18 protein-coding genes are annotated in these 16,328 nt (G+C 32.8%); all 18 read right to left on the bottom strand.

Annotated elements, in window-relative coordinates:
• Positions 1-48: 48 nt before the first annotated feature.
• The 18 genes from GMA17_RS08610 to htpG all read right to left on the bottom strand — a co-directional run bounded on the left by GMA17_RS08610 (position 49) and on the right by htpG (position 16,236).
• On the bottom strand, positions 49-420 hold the full coding sequence (locus GMA17_RS08610) for a DUF2200 domain-containing protein (protein WP_248395200.1): 372 nt from the start codon (positions 418-420) through the stop codon (positions 49-51).
• A 123-nt stretch (positions 421-543) separates the two neighbouring features.
• Positions 544-903 (bottom strand): cytochrome c, encoded by a 360-nt coding sequence (locus GMA17_RS08605; RefSeq protein WP_248395199.1) that lies wholly within the window; start codon positions 901-903, stop codon positions 544-546.
• Between the two features lie 201 nt (positions 904-1,104).
• Positions 1,105-1,506, bottom strand: a complete 402-nt coding sequence (locus GMA17_RS08600) for a hypothetical protein (protein WP_248395198.1) — start codon at positions 1,504-1,506, stop codon at positions 1,105-1,107.
• Between the two features lie 243 nt (positions 1,507-1,749).
• Positions 1,750-2,382 (bottom strand): outer membrane beta-barrel protein, encoded by a 633-nt coding sequence (locus GMA17_RS08595; protein WP_248395197.1) that lies wholly within the window; start codon positions 2,380-2,382, stop codon positions 1,750-1,752.
• Positions 2,383-2,564: 182 nt separating this feature from the next.
• Positions 2,565-2,873, bottom strand: coding sequence for a hypothetical protein (locus GMA17_RS08590; protein ID WP_248395196.1), 309 nt, complete (start codon positions 2,871-2,873; stop codon positions 2,565-2,567).
• A gap of 280 nt (positions 2,874-3,153) precedes the next feature.
• Positions 3,154-3,675 (bottom strand): YceI family protein, encoded by a 522-nt coding sequence (locus GMA17_RS08585; RefSeq protein WP_248395195.1) that lies wholly within the window; start codon positions 3,673-3,675, stop codon positions 3,154-3,156.
• 25 nt (positions 3,676-3,700) lie between these two features.
• Positions 3,701-3,985: a GNAT family N-acetyltransferase gene (locus GMA17_RS08580; RefSeq protein ID WP_248395194.1), complete on the bottom strand. Its 285-nt coding sequence runs from the start codon at positions 3,983-3,985 to the stop codon at positions 3,701-3,703.
• 43 nt (positions 3,986-4,028) lie between these two features.
• Positions 4,029-4,742, bottom strand: a complete 714-nt coding sequence (locus tag GMA17_RS08575) for a pirin family protein (protein WP_248400636.1) — start codon at positions 4,740-4,742, stop codon at positions 4,029-4,031.
• Positions 4,743-5,030: 288 nt separating this feature from the next.
• A complete protein-coding gene (locus GMA17_RS08570; protein ID WP_248395193.1) occupies positions 5,031-5,906 on the bottom strand; it encodes a helix-turn-helix domain-containing protein in 876 nt (291 codons plus the stop codon).
• A 33-nt stretch (positions 5,907-5,939) separates the two neighbouring features.
• On the bottom strand, positions 5,940-7,403 hold the full coding sequence (locus GMA17_RS08565; protein WP_248395192.1) for an amidohydrolase family protein: 1,464 nt from the start codon (positions 7,401-7,403) through the stop codon (positions 5,940-5,942).
• Positions 7,400-7,684, bottom strand: a complete 285-nt coding sequence (locus GMA17_RS08560) for an amidohydrolase family protein (RefSeq protein ID WP_248395191.1) — start codon at positions 7,682-7,684, stop codon at positions 7,400-7,402. The genes GMA17_RS08565 and GMA17_RS08560 overlap by 4 nt, the downstream gene beginning before the upstream one ends.
• 177 nt (positions 7,685-7,861) lie before the next feature.
• The gene (locus tag GMA17_RS08555) at positions 7,862-8,443 is read right to left on the bottom strand and encodes a hypothetical protein (protein ID WP_248395190.1); all 582 of its coding nucleotides are present in this window, start codon (positions 8,441-8,443) and stop codon (positions 7,862-7,864) included.
• 172 nt (positions 8,444-8,615) lie between these two features.
• Positions 8,616-9,059, bottom strand: coding sequence for a hypothetical protein (locus GMA17_RS08550; protein WP_248395189.1), 444 nt, complete (start codon positions 9,057-9,059; stop codon positions 8,616-8,618).
• Positions 9,060-9,228: 169 nt separating this feature from the next.
• A complete protein-coding gene (locus GMA17_RS08545; protein ID WP_248395188.1) occupies positions 9,229-10,215 on the bottom strand; it encodes a hypothetical protein in 987 nt (328 codons plus the stop codon).
• Between the two features lie 387 nt (positions 10,216-10,602).
• Positions 10,603-11,343 carry an outer membrane beta-barrel protein gene (locus GMA17_RS08540; protein WP_248395187.1) on the bottom strand — a complete coding sequence of 247 codons (741 nt, stop codon included), beginning with the start codon at positions 11,341-11,343 and terminating at the stop codon, positions 10,603-10,605.
• Positions 11,344-11,518: 175 nt separating this feature from the next.
• Positions 11,519-12,028: a tetratricopeptide repeat protein gene (locus tag GMA17_RS08535; protein ID WP_248395186.1), complete on the bottom strand. Its 510-nt coding sequence runs from the start codon at positions 12,026-12,028 to the stop codon at positions 11,519-11,521.
• Positions 12,029-12,264: 236 nt separating this feature from the next.
• Positions 12,265-14,037: a DUF6119 family protein gene (locus GMA17_RS08530; RefSeq protein WP_248395185.1), complete on the bottom strand. Its 1,773-nt coding sequence runs from the start codon at positions 14,035-14,037 to the stop codon at positions 12,265-12,267.
• Positions 14,038-14,325: 288 nt separating this feature from the next.
• Positions 14,326-16,236 (bottom strand): molecular chaperone HtpG, encoded by a 1,911-nt coding sequence (gene htpG, locus GMA17_RS08525; protein ID WP_248395184.1) that lies wholly within the window; start codon positions 16,234-16,236, stop codon positions 14,326-14,328.
• Positions 16,237-16,328 lie beyond the last annotated feature (92 nt).

Raw genomic sequence — 16,328 nt, 5'->3', positions numbered from 1 at the left:
AAAAAAGACGTCAAATTTTTTCATGATGTCCGTCTACTTTTAACTAAATTATACGTTTGTTTTACGTAATATTTTATCCATTTTTCTACCCTTCGCTAACTCATCTATTAATTTATCTAAATAACGGACTTGTTTTGTTAAAGGGTTATCAATTTCTTCAATGCGGTAACCACAAATTACACCTGTAATAAGGTCTGCATGTGGATTTAAAGTTGCTTTATTAAAGAATGTTTCAAACGTAACTTTCTCATCAATAAGCTTATGTAGGTTGGTTTTATTAAAACCTGTTAGCCACTCAATAACTTCATATAATTCTTCAATTGTTCGGCCTTTCTTTTCCACTTTTGTCACATAATGTGGAAATACGGACGCGAATGTCATGTTGGCTACGCGTTCATTATGTTTTGGTGTTGTTTTCATAAAATTCTAAATTGCTTTTTTATAAAAATAAGATATTGGCGCTTTATTGCCCCTTATTGTATCAAAATATTTTATTAAGATAATCGGTTACTAAACTATAAGCACGCTTGTGTCATAGTATGGTTATTTATTATTTATAAACGCGGTAAGAGCCTCTGTTTCTTTAAGAGAAATTTTTACTTGTGGGTGTTGCTTACCTTCAATTAAAAATTTGTATAAATCATTTTTTTTCATGGTTTTAGAAAAAGAATGCATTGTTACCCCAGCTGCTTGCTTATCAATTTTATGACACATACCACAGTTATTTTGAAAAACGACTTGACCTCGGTTCACTAGGGAATCTTGATTATTCATGGCGCTATCATAGTCATCTTTATGTTGGTTACACGACAACTGACTGAAAACAAGTAAGCTTAATACAACTAAACGGACTGATGCTTTTTCAAAATGCTCCGTAACGTGTTTTTGGAATTTGTGACACATGTTTTTTAATTTAATAAGCTTTTATTGGCGCCAGTTTTTTTACTATAAATATAATTTTTTAATCCTCTTTTTTTCGGAAGTCATTATAAATGTACAAATACTTAAATGGTTTAATTAGGAATTGGTTTTATATATTGAATTGTGATATCTCTAGGGTAGCGAAATTCTTTAAAACAAAATAACATCTCATTTTTCGAAGGATTATTCTAAATAATCCCAGGCAGGAACATGCTCTCTTTTAATTTGTAAAACCGCGTATAAAATAACAATACCTAATAAACCTAATAAAGATTGACCAATGGGAATACCAATACTTAAATTTATAAGCAATGCTACTAAACTTGTAGAAAGAAACCCCCAAAATCCAAGTTTATTCCATTGAAATAATAAAACGGCAAAAATTACATTGGCTATACCTAAAAGAGCAAGAATTATTAACGTGAAATTAGACACGCTGCCTGGAAAGCTTTCAGAGACGGAATCGCCTGCTATAAGGTAAGATAGCGCCGTTATAGCATTAACTACTATCATTAAAATTAACCATGCTGTTACGCATCCATGTCTTTGTTTTGGCGTGTTTAGGTTGGCGTTTTCATTTTCCATATGTATACGTTTTTAAGGTTAAGTTATTAGGTTTTTAAGTTGGGTTTTTTGAAAAAAATGGATTCATTAGAGCATAAAAAGTTGTGTCATAATTACTAAAATTGAATGGCACGCATTCCAAATCTAACTAATTTGAGATTAAATTTTGGTATGAAGCTCACTCTAATTTCATATAACAAAAAAACCACTTCAGTATTAAAGTGGTTTTTTTGTTATATGCACATTAACATGTGGTTTGAAACTTTACAAATTAAATTGCAAAACTAAACCGAAGGTATTTAAGTTTTTTAGCTTTTGTTCGTCATTAAAAACAGCGCTGTTTCGAGTTTCCAACTTAGTGAAGTCTGATTGTCCCGTATAATTTATTCCAATACCAAAATGCGGTTCTATTTGATATACAAAACCAAGACCTAATTGAAATCCGAAGTTCCAACCGTCATAAACATCTTCAATTTTCGCTGCATTAAACGAATATTCATCCTTAAAAACGTTTTGAGCATAAGGTCCCAAATGTCCTATTATGCTGAATTTATCTGCAACTTGTTTGTCAAATGTTAGTAATAAAGGAATTCTTATTAAATAACGCTCGTGGTAAAAATTACCAATGGCATTAAAGCCATTTCCACTTAATTGATTAAATCCAACCCCTGTTGCTATTCCAAATTTTGAATGAACACGATAATTCAATAATAAATCTCCCGTATTACTATTCATATTGTAATTTGGAGCATTATCATTGTCCATAATACCATAACCAATACCACCAGAAGCTAAAATGTTAAATTTAGATTCTTTAGTTTCCATTTGTTCTTGCGCCTGCATGCCAATCGTTGCCAAAAGTGATAGCGCAAGCATCATTACATTTAATTTTTTCATAATTTTTCTTTTTTTTAATTGATATGAAGATACTTAATTTCTACAGGTTAGGAGCAGGAATTTTTAGCTATTATTTTATAATGCTATTGAAAATATTTATGGTGTTATTATACTTTTTACTAAAAAAAGTGTGCAAAAATTGGGCTTTATTTCAATTTTACCCGAATAAAATATTTCTATTTTTATTTGGATTGTTGAATTAGTTCATCAAAAACAGGATTTAAAATGGCTAGCATTTTTGAAGCCGTATTCATGCCGCTTTGGTTGGTAATAATAAAAGCGCCCATATTGTGTTCGGGAATTATATACATAAAACACTGTGATCTAGGTACACCGCCATGATGTGTATATTGTGTGCCTAACGTATCGTTGGATTTATCAATATTCCAAAAATACCCAAGACCAAATTCATCGTTATATTGAAACACGGATTTATGATATTCTTGAACAATGGCATTATTTTCAAGCTGATATTGAACAAATTTCATCATATCAGAAACCGTTGTTTATATATTTTCACCTGCGCCCCAAGGTAGTTTCCCCATAGGCGATGTTATAATTGGATTATCCACATGATATCCAACTGCTAATTTAGATAATTCAGTGTCATTTTTTAGATGTTCCTTCTTTTAAACATGTTTTTTTAGATAGTTGATTTTGTTTTTTCGTACAAAAAAACCACTTCAGTTTTGAAGTGGTTTTTGATAAATTTATGGGTGTTTATTTTTAGAACAACCCCATTCTACTATCTATAACTCTATGGAATTTAGCTTATGATTGCTTGATGAATTGTACATCAATTACCAATTTCACCTTATCGGAAACAACAATGCTTCCTGCTTCCGTTACAGCACTCCACGTTAAATTGAAATCTTTTCTGTTAATGTTTCCTGTCATCTCAAATCCAGCTTTTGTTTGTCCGTAAGGATCTACTGCAATACCATTAAGTTCGGCGTCCAACGTAATTTCTTTGGTTACGTCTCTTATTGTTAAATCGCCCACCAATGTATCACCATTAAAAGATTTTGAAACAAAAGTCATTTCAGGGAATTTTTCAGAGTTGAAAAAATCATCCGATTTTAAATGTGTGTCTCTATCTTTATTTTTAGTGTTAATAGATGCTGTTTTGGCACTAAATTCTAAAATAGCATTGTTAAAATCATCGCCATTTGTTTTTGCAGTTGCCTGGAAATCTTCGAAATGACCAGTTACTGTTGAAATCATCATGTGTTTTACTTTAAAAGCAATTTCTGAATGTGCGGTGTCAATAGACCAATTTGTGTTATTTTTCATTGTTATCGTTTTTAATTGTTATTTATTATTTTTTTAATACGTCTTGAATGTCTGCAAGCTTTTTAAACTCTGCATTGGCATAAGGACAAAGAGGTGTAATTTTAATATTTTTTTCTCTTGCCATTTCTACAATTTTGTAGAGCAATTGTTTTCCAATATTTTTGCCTTGAAATTCAGGATCAACTTCTGTGTGATCAATAATTATATGCTGTTCACCTGCAATGGAATAGGTCATTAATCCTGCTCTTTTATTATTTTCCCTAGCCATTGCAAAGCCTTTGTTCTCTTGTTCTTTAATTATTAATTCCATGGTGTTTTTTTTAAGGTTATAAAAAATGTTTAATGGGTTGCGCTTACATGGTCATGGGTACTTCCATTAAAAGAACACGGGCATTTTCTGATGCTTTTACAGTAATGCTCTCTGTATCCCAAATTCCTATACCATCTCGTTTGGAAAGCTTTTCGCCGTTAATTTCTACAGCACCTTCCAGAATAAACGCATACACGCCATTACCTGTTTTCTTGATTTTATATTCATCGGTGCTTCCTTTGGTGAAATTTCCTAAATGAAACCACGCGTCTTGATTAATCCAAACGCCTTGATCATCTTTATTAGGCGAAAGCACTTGGTAAAATTCATTTTCTTTAGAAATATCTCTAATAGAAACTTGATCGTATCGTGGCGTTACATTTTTGGTTTTAGGAAATACCCAAATTTGTAGAAATTTCACTTCCTTGTCTTTGTTTTTATTGTATTCCGAATGCGTAACACCAGTTCCAGCACTTAATACTTGTACATCACCTTCTTTAATGACAGCCACATTTCCCATACTGTCTTTATGTTCCAAATCGCCTGCCAAAGGAATGGAGATAATTTCCATATTGTCGTGAGGATGTGTTCCAAAGCCCATTCCTGCAGCTACCGTATCATCATTTAATACGCGTAGTACGCCAAAATTCATTCTTTCTGGATTGTGATAATTTGCGAAACTAAACGTATGGTGTGAGTTTAACCAACCGTGATTTGCTGCGCCTCGTGTTTCTGCTCTGTGAATTATTGTATTCATAGTATGTATATTTTTGTTTGTTAAACCTACCTGATCGGCAGGCAGATGATTAAATCCTACTTGTTGCATTAATGTGTTGTAAGTGGATTTTGTGGTTTTGCTCGTGCTTGCATTAAAGGTTTGCGGAGCAATAGCACCAAAAACACCAGTTAAAAGGACATTTTTTATAAATTTCTTACGGTTCATATCGTTGCTTTAAAAGTATGATACAAATATATAACCAATTGGAAACCTGTGGAATATGAAAAAAGGGGATAAGCTTATGAAAATCCGATATACGGCTCTAAATTATGATGTAATCTCGTTTTTCTTGAAGCTTGAAGGCGATACCTGTGTATGCTTTTTGAAGAATGCACTAAAATTGGCAGGCTCATTGAATCCTAATTCATAGGCTATTTCTTTCGTGTTTAAATCGGTGAAATATAGTAACCTTTTAGCTTCAGTTATAATTCGGGCTTGAATATAATCTTTGGCAGTTTTACCAATTCTAGCTTTAAAAGTTCGGTTTAAATGATCTGGTGTTATATGAAGCGCATTGGCGTAAAAAGTGGTAGAATGCTCTTTTTTGTAGTGATTGTTTACCGCATTTTTAAAGGTCCTAATCAGGTTATCTCCAGAGGTGTCAACATCAGATTCAATGGGGTTAATGGAACAAATATTATTACACTCTATCAGTAAGAGTTTTAAAAATGAACCAATAGATAAGAATTTCATTTTTGCATTACTATTGAATAAATTGAAAATTTGATGCGCAAAATGTTCTATATTTTTAAATTGATTATTATTTGGCTCTAATGGAGGGCTTTGTCCGTAATTGTGAAAGAGATTCAAACTTTCAATAAAGGATAGGGGAATAGAGTTTTCTACTAAAAACTGATTGGAAAATGTCATGGCATACCCAAACGATTGTTCTGTTTCTATAACTTGATGTACTTGTCCGGGAGCTACAAAGAAAATTTGTTGGTTTGCTAAATTGTAAGTATTAAAATCAATTTTATGTTGTCCCTTGGCTTTATGGATTATTAAAACCGTGTAATAATTATGTCTGTGAGGCTCGTCAACTTCTCCATTTCGTTTGGTGTAAATAGCTTCCATTTTGGAAATCCCAAAACTGGCGCTTTCCTTTTCTCTATTAACATCTTGATAAATTTTGACTGTGCTCATGTATAATAACTTATATCTCTGTTGTTATCCGTTTTATTGTTTCTCTAGAAATCTACCATATTTTTTAGTGGTGGCATAATCCGATACAAAATTTTCATTTTCAAAAATAGTTTTTCCGCCAACCATAACTCGGGAAACGGTTCCGTGATTTCTATTCACAAGTCGGTCGTAATTATTAAATTCTTCAATCTGTCCCGTTTCTACAGTTTCTGTAATGGCATCAAATTTATTAGGATCAAAAATTACCAAATCGGCTATTTTACCTGGTTTTAGGTGTCCACAATCTAAACCAAACCAATCGGCTTGCTCTTTTGTTAATCGCCAGATACATTTTTCCATGGACATAATTGGCTTGCCAGCATCTATAGATTCTTGGACGACTTTTATCATTTTCAACGGAAAATTATAGAAGGTCATATTGTTTAAGTGGGCTCCAGCATCCGAGAAGCTAATTAAATTATGTTTATGATTATACAAGCCATCATATTTTTCAACGCGATCATTGGCAATGGTGGTTGTCCATCTAATCTTTTTATCATATTGAATTATAGTGTCCAAAAAGAAATCTACGGGATGCTGCTGGTGTTCTTCAGCAAGATCATAAAAGTTTTTACCAATCATGCTCGAATCTGGACAATCAATAATCAAGGTTTTGCTTAAATCTTTATGCCAAACTTTGGGCGCAAATTTTTTCTTTATTTCCTTTTTAAAGGCCTCTCTAAATTCAGGATCTCTAATCAAGTCGTTTCTTTCGTCTAAATTTTTGGCTAGGTGCCTCATGGCTTCACCACTAGGAAATTCTTCAAACATCACTGAGTCTACGCCATCGTAATAAACCGTAAATGGGCAAGGCGGCGTTTGCATTCTAAAGTTTGCATTGGCTATGGTATTAATTGCTTTACTTGCTGTTGAAATTAATGGATAAATATAGCGGTCGCCAATTAAATCCATCATGGCAATCATGGTTGTTTTAAGTGGTTTTCTAAAGACTCCTGAACTGGCCAACATATAATTAATGGCATTAATTCGGGTGACTAGATTTGGCGCGCCTTGTAAAATGGCATCGCGTTTTCGCAGTAATTCAATCAGGTTTTTTCGTTCTTTCCATGACGAGTAAAATGATGGTGTTTTATGCGACCAATACCGATTGCCATCCATTTTATCCCATGGATTATCCATGGTGGACAAGCCTATAAAAACTGCATCCAAAACCTCATTCAGCATGTGGAGCATGTGGTCTTGTTCCTCTTTTGTAGCGGTTTCATTATCTTGTAAAGAACGTTCAATACCCATGGCATGCATGCGTAAATCTGAATGCCCTACAAAGGAAGCCACATTAATGCCTAAGGGTAATTTGGAAATATAGGCTTTCCACTCTTTGGCATTGGTCCACGTTTTTTCTTTTTGAAGTAAGGGCAACATAATATCTCTTGGAATGGCTTCAACTCTGGTAAAGGAGTCCGAAATATCTTGAGGCGAATTGTAAATAGCACTCACTGAACAACTCCCAAAATAATGGACGTAACACCATGTCTAGCCGATTCTTTAAGTCCTGGAGAAGCAATTAATTCTGCATCATAATGCGTATGCGAATCTACAAAACCAGGAACCACCCATTTTCCTTTGGCATCAATTATGTGCGCTTCTTCATCTGCTTCAATGATTCCTATGTTACCGATTTTACCATTTTCAAGAATTAAAATATCTTGAATTTTTGCTTTTTCATCTTGACAACCGGAGAACAATAAGCCGTTTTTAATGAGTGTTCTATTTTTCATAGTAATTGAGGACTTAGTTGTAATTGTATTTGATTTTCAACAGCAATGAAAGAGCTTAAAGTCCAATCATCAGTTGACGTTACTTCAAAGCTAACAATTTTATATTAGAAATATTATGCTATGGAATCACGAAATTGATTATCTCGATACGAATGGATTCTTCTTTGAAAAACTTATTTAATCCATACAAATATCACTATAATAATAAACCATATCTGTTGCAGTAGATTTTCTAAATTCACCACTATTCAATTTCTTAATTATCCCGACACAATCCGAAAAGTAGTCTTTAGCTTTTCGCTTGAAGTTTCCTGTTAATGGAAATGGAAAATCTTCGGTAACTTTTTGAATATATAATTTTGTAGAAACTATTTCAGGTTTTGAAGCATTTTTTAAAAAGGTTTGGTGTTGCTTTTTGAAAGGGTACTGTGGTGTTCTTTCCCAATCTGCAAATAATTTAATTTCTTCATCAACGAGCACTTTAAGAAGTATGGCTTCCGTGTCGGGCTTTAAAACAACATATTGAAATTCTTCTTGGGTTTCAAATCCATAAAAAATAATTTTTTTCACCATCAGCGACGTCCAAACATTGGGTTCATCTTCTAGTGACAGCCGAAATTTTATGTTATCTTTCTTATCAATCATTCCAAAGCCTTTTAACGAAGTTCCGTCTTTGAAAAATAATTCGGCATCCGCAATTTGTGATGTCATGGGACTATTAGAAAAAAGGACTAATAGAAATAGTAACGTAATTCTCATGTGTTGGTTAATACTTATTTTAAAATTTAATTGGTTGTGCTGCTGTTTTTCAAATCTACTAATTTTAAAGAAAAGCTTGTTGATAGGAATCATTAAATTACTAGTATAAAAAAACCATTTGGTTTAGAAGTGGATAATGGTTAATCTTATTTATTGGAAATTGAATATCAACTTATTCCACCAGAATGGTATAAATGGCAATTTCTGCGTTGTAATCAAATTCCGATTCGTTTATAAAAATGTCGTTAAAAACCGTATAACTGTAACATGCCTCCACAATCGTGTCACCATCCGAATACAATTCAAAAATAAGATTATCAGCAATGGTAAACGCCAGATTAACAATATCTGTTTCCCAGCTTGCTGAATTAACTTGAATGAGATTCACATTATTTTCTGAAAAGAATGTGAATTCTGTTTCAAAATTACTAATTGTGTTTGTTATTTGAATCTGTTCTGGTAGATAAGTTCCGTTGGTAAATAGATTCTCGCCACTTATTTTATCAACAATTTCGAAGGTGAACGTTTGGTACGTAATATTAGGATCGCCACAATCATCATTTGAACAATGTAATAGTGTGGTACTCAAAATAATTAAAACCAGTAACTTTTTCATGATGCGTTATTTATTGTTTAGATAGGAAAAAGCTTTAAAGGTTGCGTGTACATGTAGTAAATAAAAGTATCTGTCACAAAAAGGAACAGCTGTTTATATCTACGACAAAAATTAAAACATGCCTATCAATAAAGACGCGGCATGTTTTCAAGATTATTAGTAGTTTAATTTAATCTTTTAATTGCACACCAAAATAATATCCTGGTATTGTTTCGATAGATACAGGTGCTACAACGCCAGAATTAGGTGTTAAATCTATAGCCGTAACGGTTGACTCATTAAGGACGTGCGAGTTTAAACTATACACATAATAATATTCGGTTGTATAATCTAATACTGCTGAAATTCGACTGCCATTAGAGGTAAAGGTGTATGTTAAATCTGTAATCACCGTTTCATTACCAGTTGCTTCATCTATGGTAACCAGTTCTTTTGATGCGGCGCCTTCTCTCACTAAATAAAAGGCATCATGGCAAGGTGACGCAGGATTGGGATTGTTTACATATTCTAAACCATCTCGATTTAATGGCGAAAGTTGTTTTGGATAGTTGGCAACTAATGCGCCTGATCCAGACGTATCAATTTTATAAAAATTATGACTGGCAATCACATATAGAAAATCACCTTTAGAAGTCATATTAGAACTTCTAGCTGTTGGCAACAGTTGGATAGGATTAAAGGTGTTTATTGGTGTCATAGTCATGACATCATATTCTTTTAATTCATAATTTACAACCATAAAAAAACGATTATTTATAAATTCCATGGCATTTATATGAGCAATGGGAAACTCTAAAGGCGCTGGTGTATTAGCTGAAGACGCATCATATACAAGCACTCGGTCTCCTGAGGAAACAACATAACGCTTGGCACCTTGAATATCAACTTTAGAATAAGCTGAAGATTGAGTCATTCTTAAACTGGTGCCAAAAGTTGCCGGCAAGAGTGTGTCGTCTCGTTTTAGACCAGTTGGCGATGTTCCGAAATTTTCATGAAAAGCCCATTCGTTACATGCAAAGGACCCTGTGTTTTGCGTTTCAATATATAAATGATTAAACGTATTTGGAACAACTGTAGGTGAAATAGAATCTGAAGAAGAATCACAACTTGTTATCGTTATAATGCATACTGTTAGTAATAAAATTTTAGTTTTCATAATCTGATAATTTAAGTTATTTAAACTTATATACAGATTATCTAAATTTTGTTACCCATGACCTTACAATGTTTTGGACAAATACTTTACATAATGGCCATACTAATTTATGTAAAGTTTATTATGGGGTTGTTCTAATTCTACTTGGGTTGCTCTAATTCTACTTGAAGTTGCTCAAATTCTATATGAAGTAAACCGGGTTCATAATTTACCTGGTTTTATCGAGTCAGTTTTTAAAATCTTGCGGTTTGTTTTTCATGTTGAAGCTATGAACCTACGGGTTTGTGTTAGCGGATTTTCGGAACGAAAATCGGAAGAAAGCAAACGCGCACTTTCCTTTGATTGAGTACTAAACTACGCATTTTTTATATACAGTGTTGGCATACATTATATTTCAATTCCAATTCCTAAATTAATAGTAGTAGGTTCTTTTTCATTCTTAAATTCAATTAAACCAATTCCTGGGGCAGAATGATTGTTTTTTATTGAATTAAAATTCTGATTGATTTTTAAAAGTAAAAACCCATTGGTTTTAGTTGAAAATGATATGTTTTTTTTTAATTGAATAAATGCGCCAAAACTAACAGAATTATATTTGTTCTTAATATCATTGTCGAAATTTTGTGACATATTTGTTACAAGAGGGTTCTCGATTGGTATATCGCCACCAGTAGTAAAACCAGAAGAGTTAATTCGTGATTCTCCTTTTTCTTTTGCAGATAACAAAAAACTACTAAAACCACCAATTCCAAATAGATAGGAATTATTATTTCCAAAATGGAAATTTATATTGATTGGTGTTTGAATTTGATTAACACTTCTATTTCCTTCACTTATTACGTTCGCATTTCGATCTTCAATAGTAAATCTGTCCATATAAAAACCTAATCCAATGTCCAGGGAAGTTTTTTCAGCGAGCCTATAATTTAAACTTGGTAAAATAAATGCACCGATGTTTATTGAGGTCTTTATTTCAGGATTGCCATTTATATCAGAGTTGTTTAGTTTGCTTGTTTTAGGAATTGAAAATGTGGGGCCTAAAGATAGTTGAAATTCAATTTTTTTCTGTTGAGAATATGAGTTAATGAAAAATAGGATTGATAAGGTAAGTAAAAGTTTTTGTTTCATAGTAGGGTTTTAATGTATGCCAACGGTAAGTGTATGAAATGAGCGGGTTTGCGTCCGAGGATTTTCCGCAGGAAAATTAGACGTAACAAAAATGCAACGACCTTTGGTTAAGCACTAATTTAGCAATTTTTTATACACGTCTTAAGTTAGCATTTTAATAAAAGTTCAATAATAACTAGAGATATTCCCATAATTTTTTTTCATCCCATATTTTTTTTGCTCTTTCAGAGCCATTATCCATACTCTTTTTTATCCAAGTCACACCCTTTTTTTTATCAGGCATAACACCTTTACCAAAAAAGTACATTCTACCAAGTTGAAACTGGGCATGCTTATTTTCTTGCAGGGCACTTTTTTCAAACCAATATAAAGCTTTCTCAATATCTTTAGGAACTCCACTACCAGAACCGTAATAGATGGCTAATGCATATTGCGCATCAGGCAATCCTTGTTCTGCACTTTTTTTAGTCCAATAAGTGCTTTTTTCATAGTCTTTTAAAACTCCATACCCATTATAATATCTTGCACCAAGTTCAATTTGAGCATCAGCATCTCCATTCTCCGCTTTATTTATTAGTAGCTTTAATTCGGAATCATTAATATTAATGATAGATTCTCTAACTTGGCTAAAAGTTAAGAGATATTGAAATAATATCAGAATTAAAAAAAATGTTTTTTTTATCATTTATGTTTATTGTATTTTAGGTTTCATTACTGCCAACGGTCTTGTATATGGCTCGTAGCGTGTAAATTAGCGATATTTATTCGGATTAAGCACAAGCCAGATTTTTAAATTTTACTATTTATCTTTTTTATTGGAAATCGTCAAATTTAAAAATTTGGCGGACTTGCAAAAATGCCTAAACTTCAGATTAAGCAACTGCCCAGCTATGAGCTATATACGTTGTTGCCCACAGTTATTTACACGTCCGCAATGTCGAATATCTTAATCGGATAAAGCGATGACATATCCTGAACGCATTGAATCAATGAGTATTTTGCAATATTTGATTTACTTTTTTCAATTTTATCTTTTGTGCTTTGTTTTCCTCTCAAGGATTTATACGCCATTACATAAACAACTTCTTTGTTAACGTTGAATTTATTCAAGAATGTTTTTTTGTCAATTTTATTTGCATTCTTTTTGTTATAACTATCTACAATTGATGAAAGATATGATGAACTTCCTGAATTGAAGTCGTTCCAAAAACGATTGGCTGAAATGGTTATTTGGTTTGCAACATCTCTAATTTTTGCATCAAAACCATCTTTTACGTGTACCAAATAGATAGTATTTGAATCTTCGTACATTATATCGCAGAATTCAATGTTATCCGGAAGCATTTTGTCAAAAACATAATAGTCTTTTAAATTATTATATTTTAGATTGTATGCTCCTTCGTCTGCAATCGTTGAATCCCAAGAGACATTTAAAAAATTACTTCTTAAAATGTTTTTATCAATTAAGTTTATACATCTATCGTTAATACTATTGATAAAGTCATTTTTAACTTTATACCAAGTGCTGTCTATTTGAAAAACAGGTTTGCCATTATATTTTATTTCGCAAGTTATATGCTGTAAAAACATTGCGTGTGTTTTGCGTGTTTTGTCACGATAACCGTAAACTCGCATACCAAGAATCATTTTGCTAAATTCAAACTGGTCGTTAGTATTGTCAAAAAGGTGTTTAAGACCTTCTTTGTAAAGTAAGTTTCTATCAGTTGTTTCAAAAAATGGTGTTCTTTGCCCTTTCGTTTTTAATTCATATCTGTTACATTCATAAAAGTCTTGAATTTTAGACGGATGAATGAAGTCGATATCAAACTTATATGGATTTGCTGTCCTATTTGGTCCAAGCATATTAAGCATATCATTTCTTACTTCGCTCAATAGAATCTTTTGAAATTCATCTTCGACTAATGTTGGGTCTTGAACCTTTGTAAATGTTGATATTGAAGTAGGTTTATGTTTTCGATGAATTTCATTTATTTTTTTAAATATCTGATGTAAAGACTTGAACTTTATCGCGTGTTTGATTAAAAAATAGGAACCAACTTCTGTGTAAATAGTGTCATTACTAAAACCAACGAAGTCAAAGACCGTGTTCTTTAAATCTTCTCTTAAGACCAAATTTATTTTAGTTGGTATTTCTGTAAATTTTAAAGAGTCTAATAATGTTCTACCATTTCTATAAATTCCGCTTTGTTGGGCTACTCTGCCTGAAATTCCACGTGCGGTTAATGATACGACAATGTCGTCCTTCGGAATTGTCAAATATTCGTAGAATTCTAAACCAAAACGGTTATTCATAAACCTCTTAATCACTCTTATTCCACCACCTCCAACTATAGCGAAAATGTCTCCTTTAATTGAAGCAAATAGAACAAATGATATTTTTAAAACATCAAAATTGTGATTTTGAGCTATTGTTGAAGGTAGATAATTTTTCCAGTAGGAATCTTTTAAGGTTTCGTTATAGACATAAGAGTAATAGTCAACTTCGTCAAAATCGGTTTTGGGTATTTTTACTCCGATTGATTTTAAGTCGTCAACTAATTCACGATGCTTATCTACAATAAAATTTATCGTTTTTTCCGCTCCTCCAATGTTTTTTAATTCGTAGAAATCCCTGTTGATTTGAAAAATCTTAATTTCCGAGAATTCCTTACTATCAAAAAATTTTTGGTTCATTCGAGGTGGTTTTTCATAATTGTGGGCAACGTATGAATATACGTAATGGTATATATATCTATTATATCTACACCAAATCTAACAAATTCAAACAACTAATCATCTACGTAGTTCTACGTAACTTTATCCCAGAAAAAAACCACTTCCGTAAAGAAGTGGTTTTGTTTTGATTCTATAATTTAACAGCGAAGCGGTCTAATATCTATTTTATCATTTAGCTTCGCTGACTAATCTTATAAGTGCGTTAGTGTTAGCTGCGTTTTTCTAAAACACAGAACAATAATCGTCTTATTTAATCATCTCGTAGCTACGTTTAATAAAGTTGGTTAACTCTTCACCTTTCAGTAAACCTTGTGAAAGTCGCGCTAAATCCAAACTCTGTGTAATTAAACGTTCTTGCTTTTTCTTGGTTTTGGTTTCTAAAATTTCGCCAACTAAAGCGGAATTTGTATTCACTACCAAATTGTACATTTCTGGCATATTACCAAACATGTTCATACCGCCGCCACCTGTCTGCTGCATTTCTTTCATACGGCGCATAAACTCGGGTTGCGTAATCATAAATGGTGACGCATCACTATCCATGGCTTCTAACTGTACCGAGAATTTCTCCTGTGGAATTACTTCTTTCAGTAAATCCTCAAGCGCGCCTTTTTGGTCGTCTGATAATTTAGAAATCTTGGCATCATCGGTTTTAATTAAATTATCCACGTGATCGGCATCCACACGAGCAAAGGTTATATTCTCCTTGCTAGATTCTAGCTTCTGCATTAAATGCGATACAATTGGCGAATCTAATAACAACACCTCATAACCTTTAGCTTTAGCCGCTTCAATATAACTGTGTTGTGCATCTTGATTGGATGCGTACAAAATAACCAACTTACCATCTTTATCGGTTTGCTTGGCTTTTATAGCGTTGAATAATTCGTCATATGTAAAATATTTACCGTCTACGGTTGGGTACAATGCAAACGCATCAGCTTTATCAAAAAATTTATCTTCTGAAAGCATTCCGTATTCAATCACAATCTTAATATCGTCCCATTTCTTTTCAAAATCTTCACGATTATTATTGAAAAGAGATTTCAATTTATCAGCGACTTTACGCGTGATGTAAGATGATATTTTCTTAACAGCACCATCCGCTTGCAAATAACTACGCGATACGTTTAATGGAATGTCTGGCGAATCAATGACACCACGTAACATGGTTAAAAATTCGGGAACAATGCCTTCCACATTATCGGTAACATATACCTGATTTTGGTACAATTGAATCTTATCTTTTTGAATGTTGAGGTCGTTGGTCATTTTTGGGAAATACAAAATTCCCGTTAAGTTAAATGGGTAATCCACATTTAAATGAATGTGAAATAACGGCTCCTCAAACTGCATTGGATATAACTCGCGATAAAAGTTATTATAATCCGTCGCTTCCAAATCTGTTGGCAATTTAGTCCATGCTGGATTTGGGTTGTTTATAATATTATCAACCGTAATTTGTTTATGTGGCTCGGTAGTTTCCTTACCATCCTTATCGGTTGTAGTTTTTGGTGTAAAATCTGGATCGTTTACTTCCTTGGTTCCAAATTTAATTGGAATAGGCATAAACTTGTTATACTTTAATAATAATTCACGAATACGTGCTTCTTCTAAAAACTCGGTAGAATCGTCTGCGATATGCAAAATAATTTCGGTTCCACGTGCTGTTTTGTCCGCTGTTTCTAATGTGAATTCTGGACTGCCATCGCAAGTCCAATGTGCTGCTGGTTCATCTTTGTAAGATTTGGTAATGATTTCTACTTTTTCAGCAACCATAAATGCCGAATAGAAACCTAAACCAAAATGACCGATAATTCCAGAGTCTTTAGCCGAGTCTTTATACTTATCTAAAAACTCTTCTGCACCTGAAAATGCCACTTGGTTAATATACTTTTCAACTTCATCCGCAGTCATCCCTAAACCTTGATCTATAATGTGCAATTTCTTGCCATCTTTATCAATTTTAACTTCAATTTGTGGATTTCCGTATTCAACAGAAGCTTCGCCAATACTTGTTAAATGCTTTAATTTTAATGTTGCATCGGTTGCATTACTAATTAGCTCACGTAAAAAGATTTCGTGATCACTGTATAAAAACTTTTTAATGAGTGGGAAGATATTTTCTACCGATACATTAATGTTTCCTTTTGCCATAAATTTAATTTATTAAATTATTTCCACAAATGTGGAAAACTGTTAAACGTCATTCTTCGGTTTTGTTAGAGTCAAAAAAAGTACCAAGTGTT

Source organism: Bizionia sp. M204, assembly GCF_023205095.1.
Lineage (GTDB): Bacteria > Bacteroidota > Bacteroidia > Flavobacteriales > Flavobacteriaceae > Algorimicrobium > Algorimicrobium hallyeonense.
Note: the sequence above shows the minus strand (reverse complement) of the source record. Positions and strands in the feature narration are given on the sequence as shown.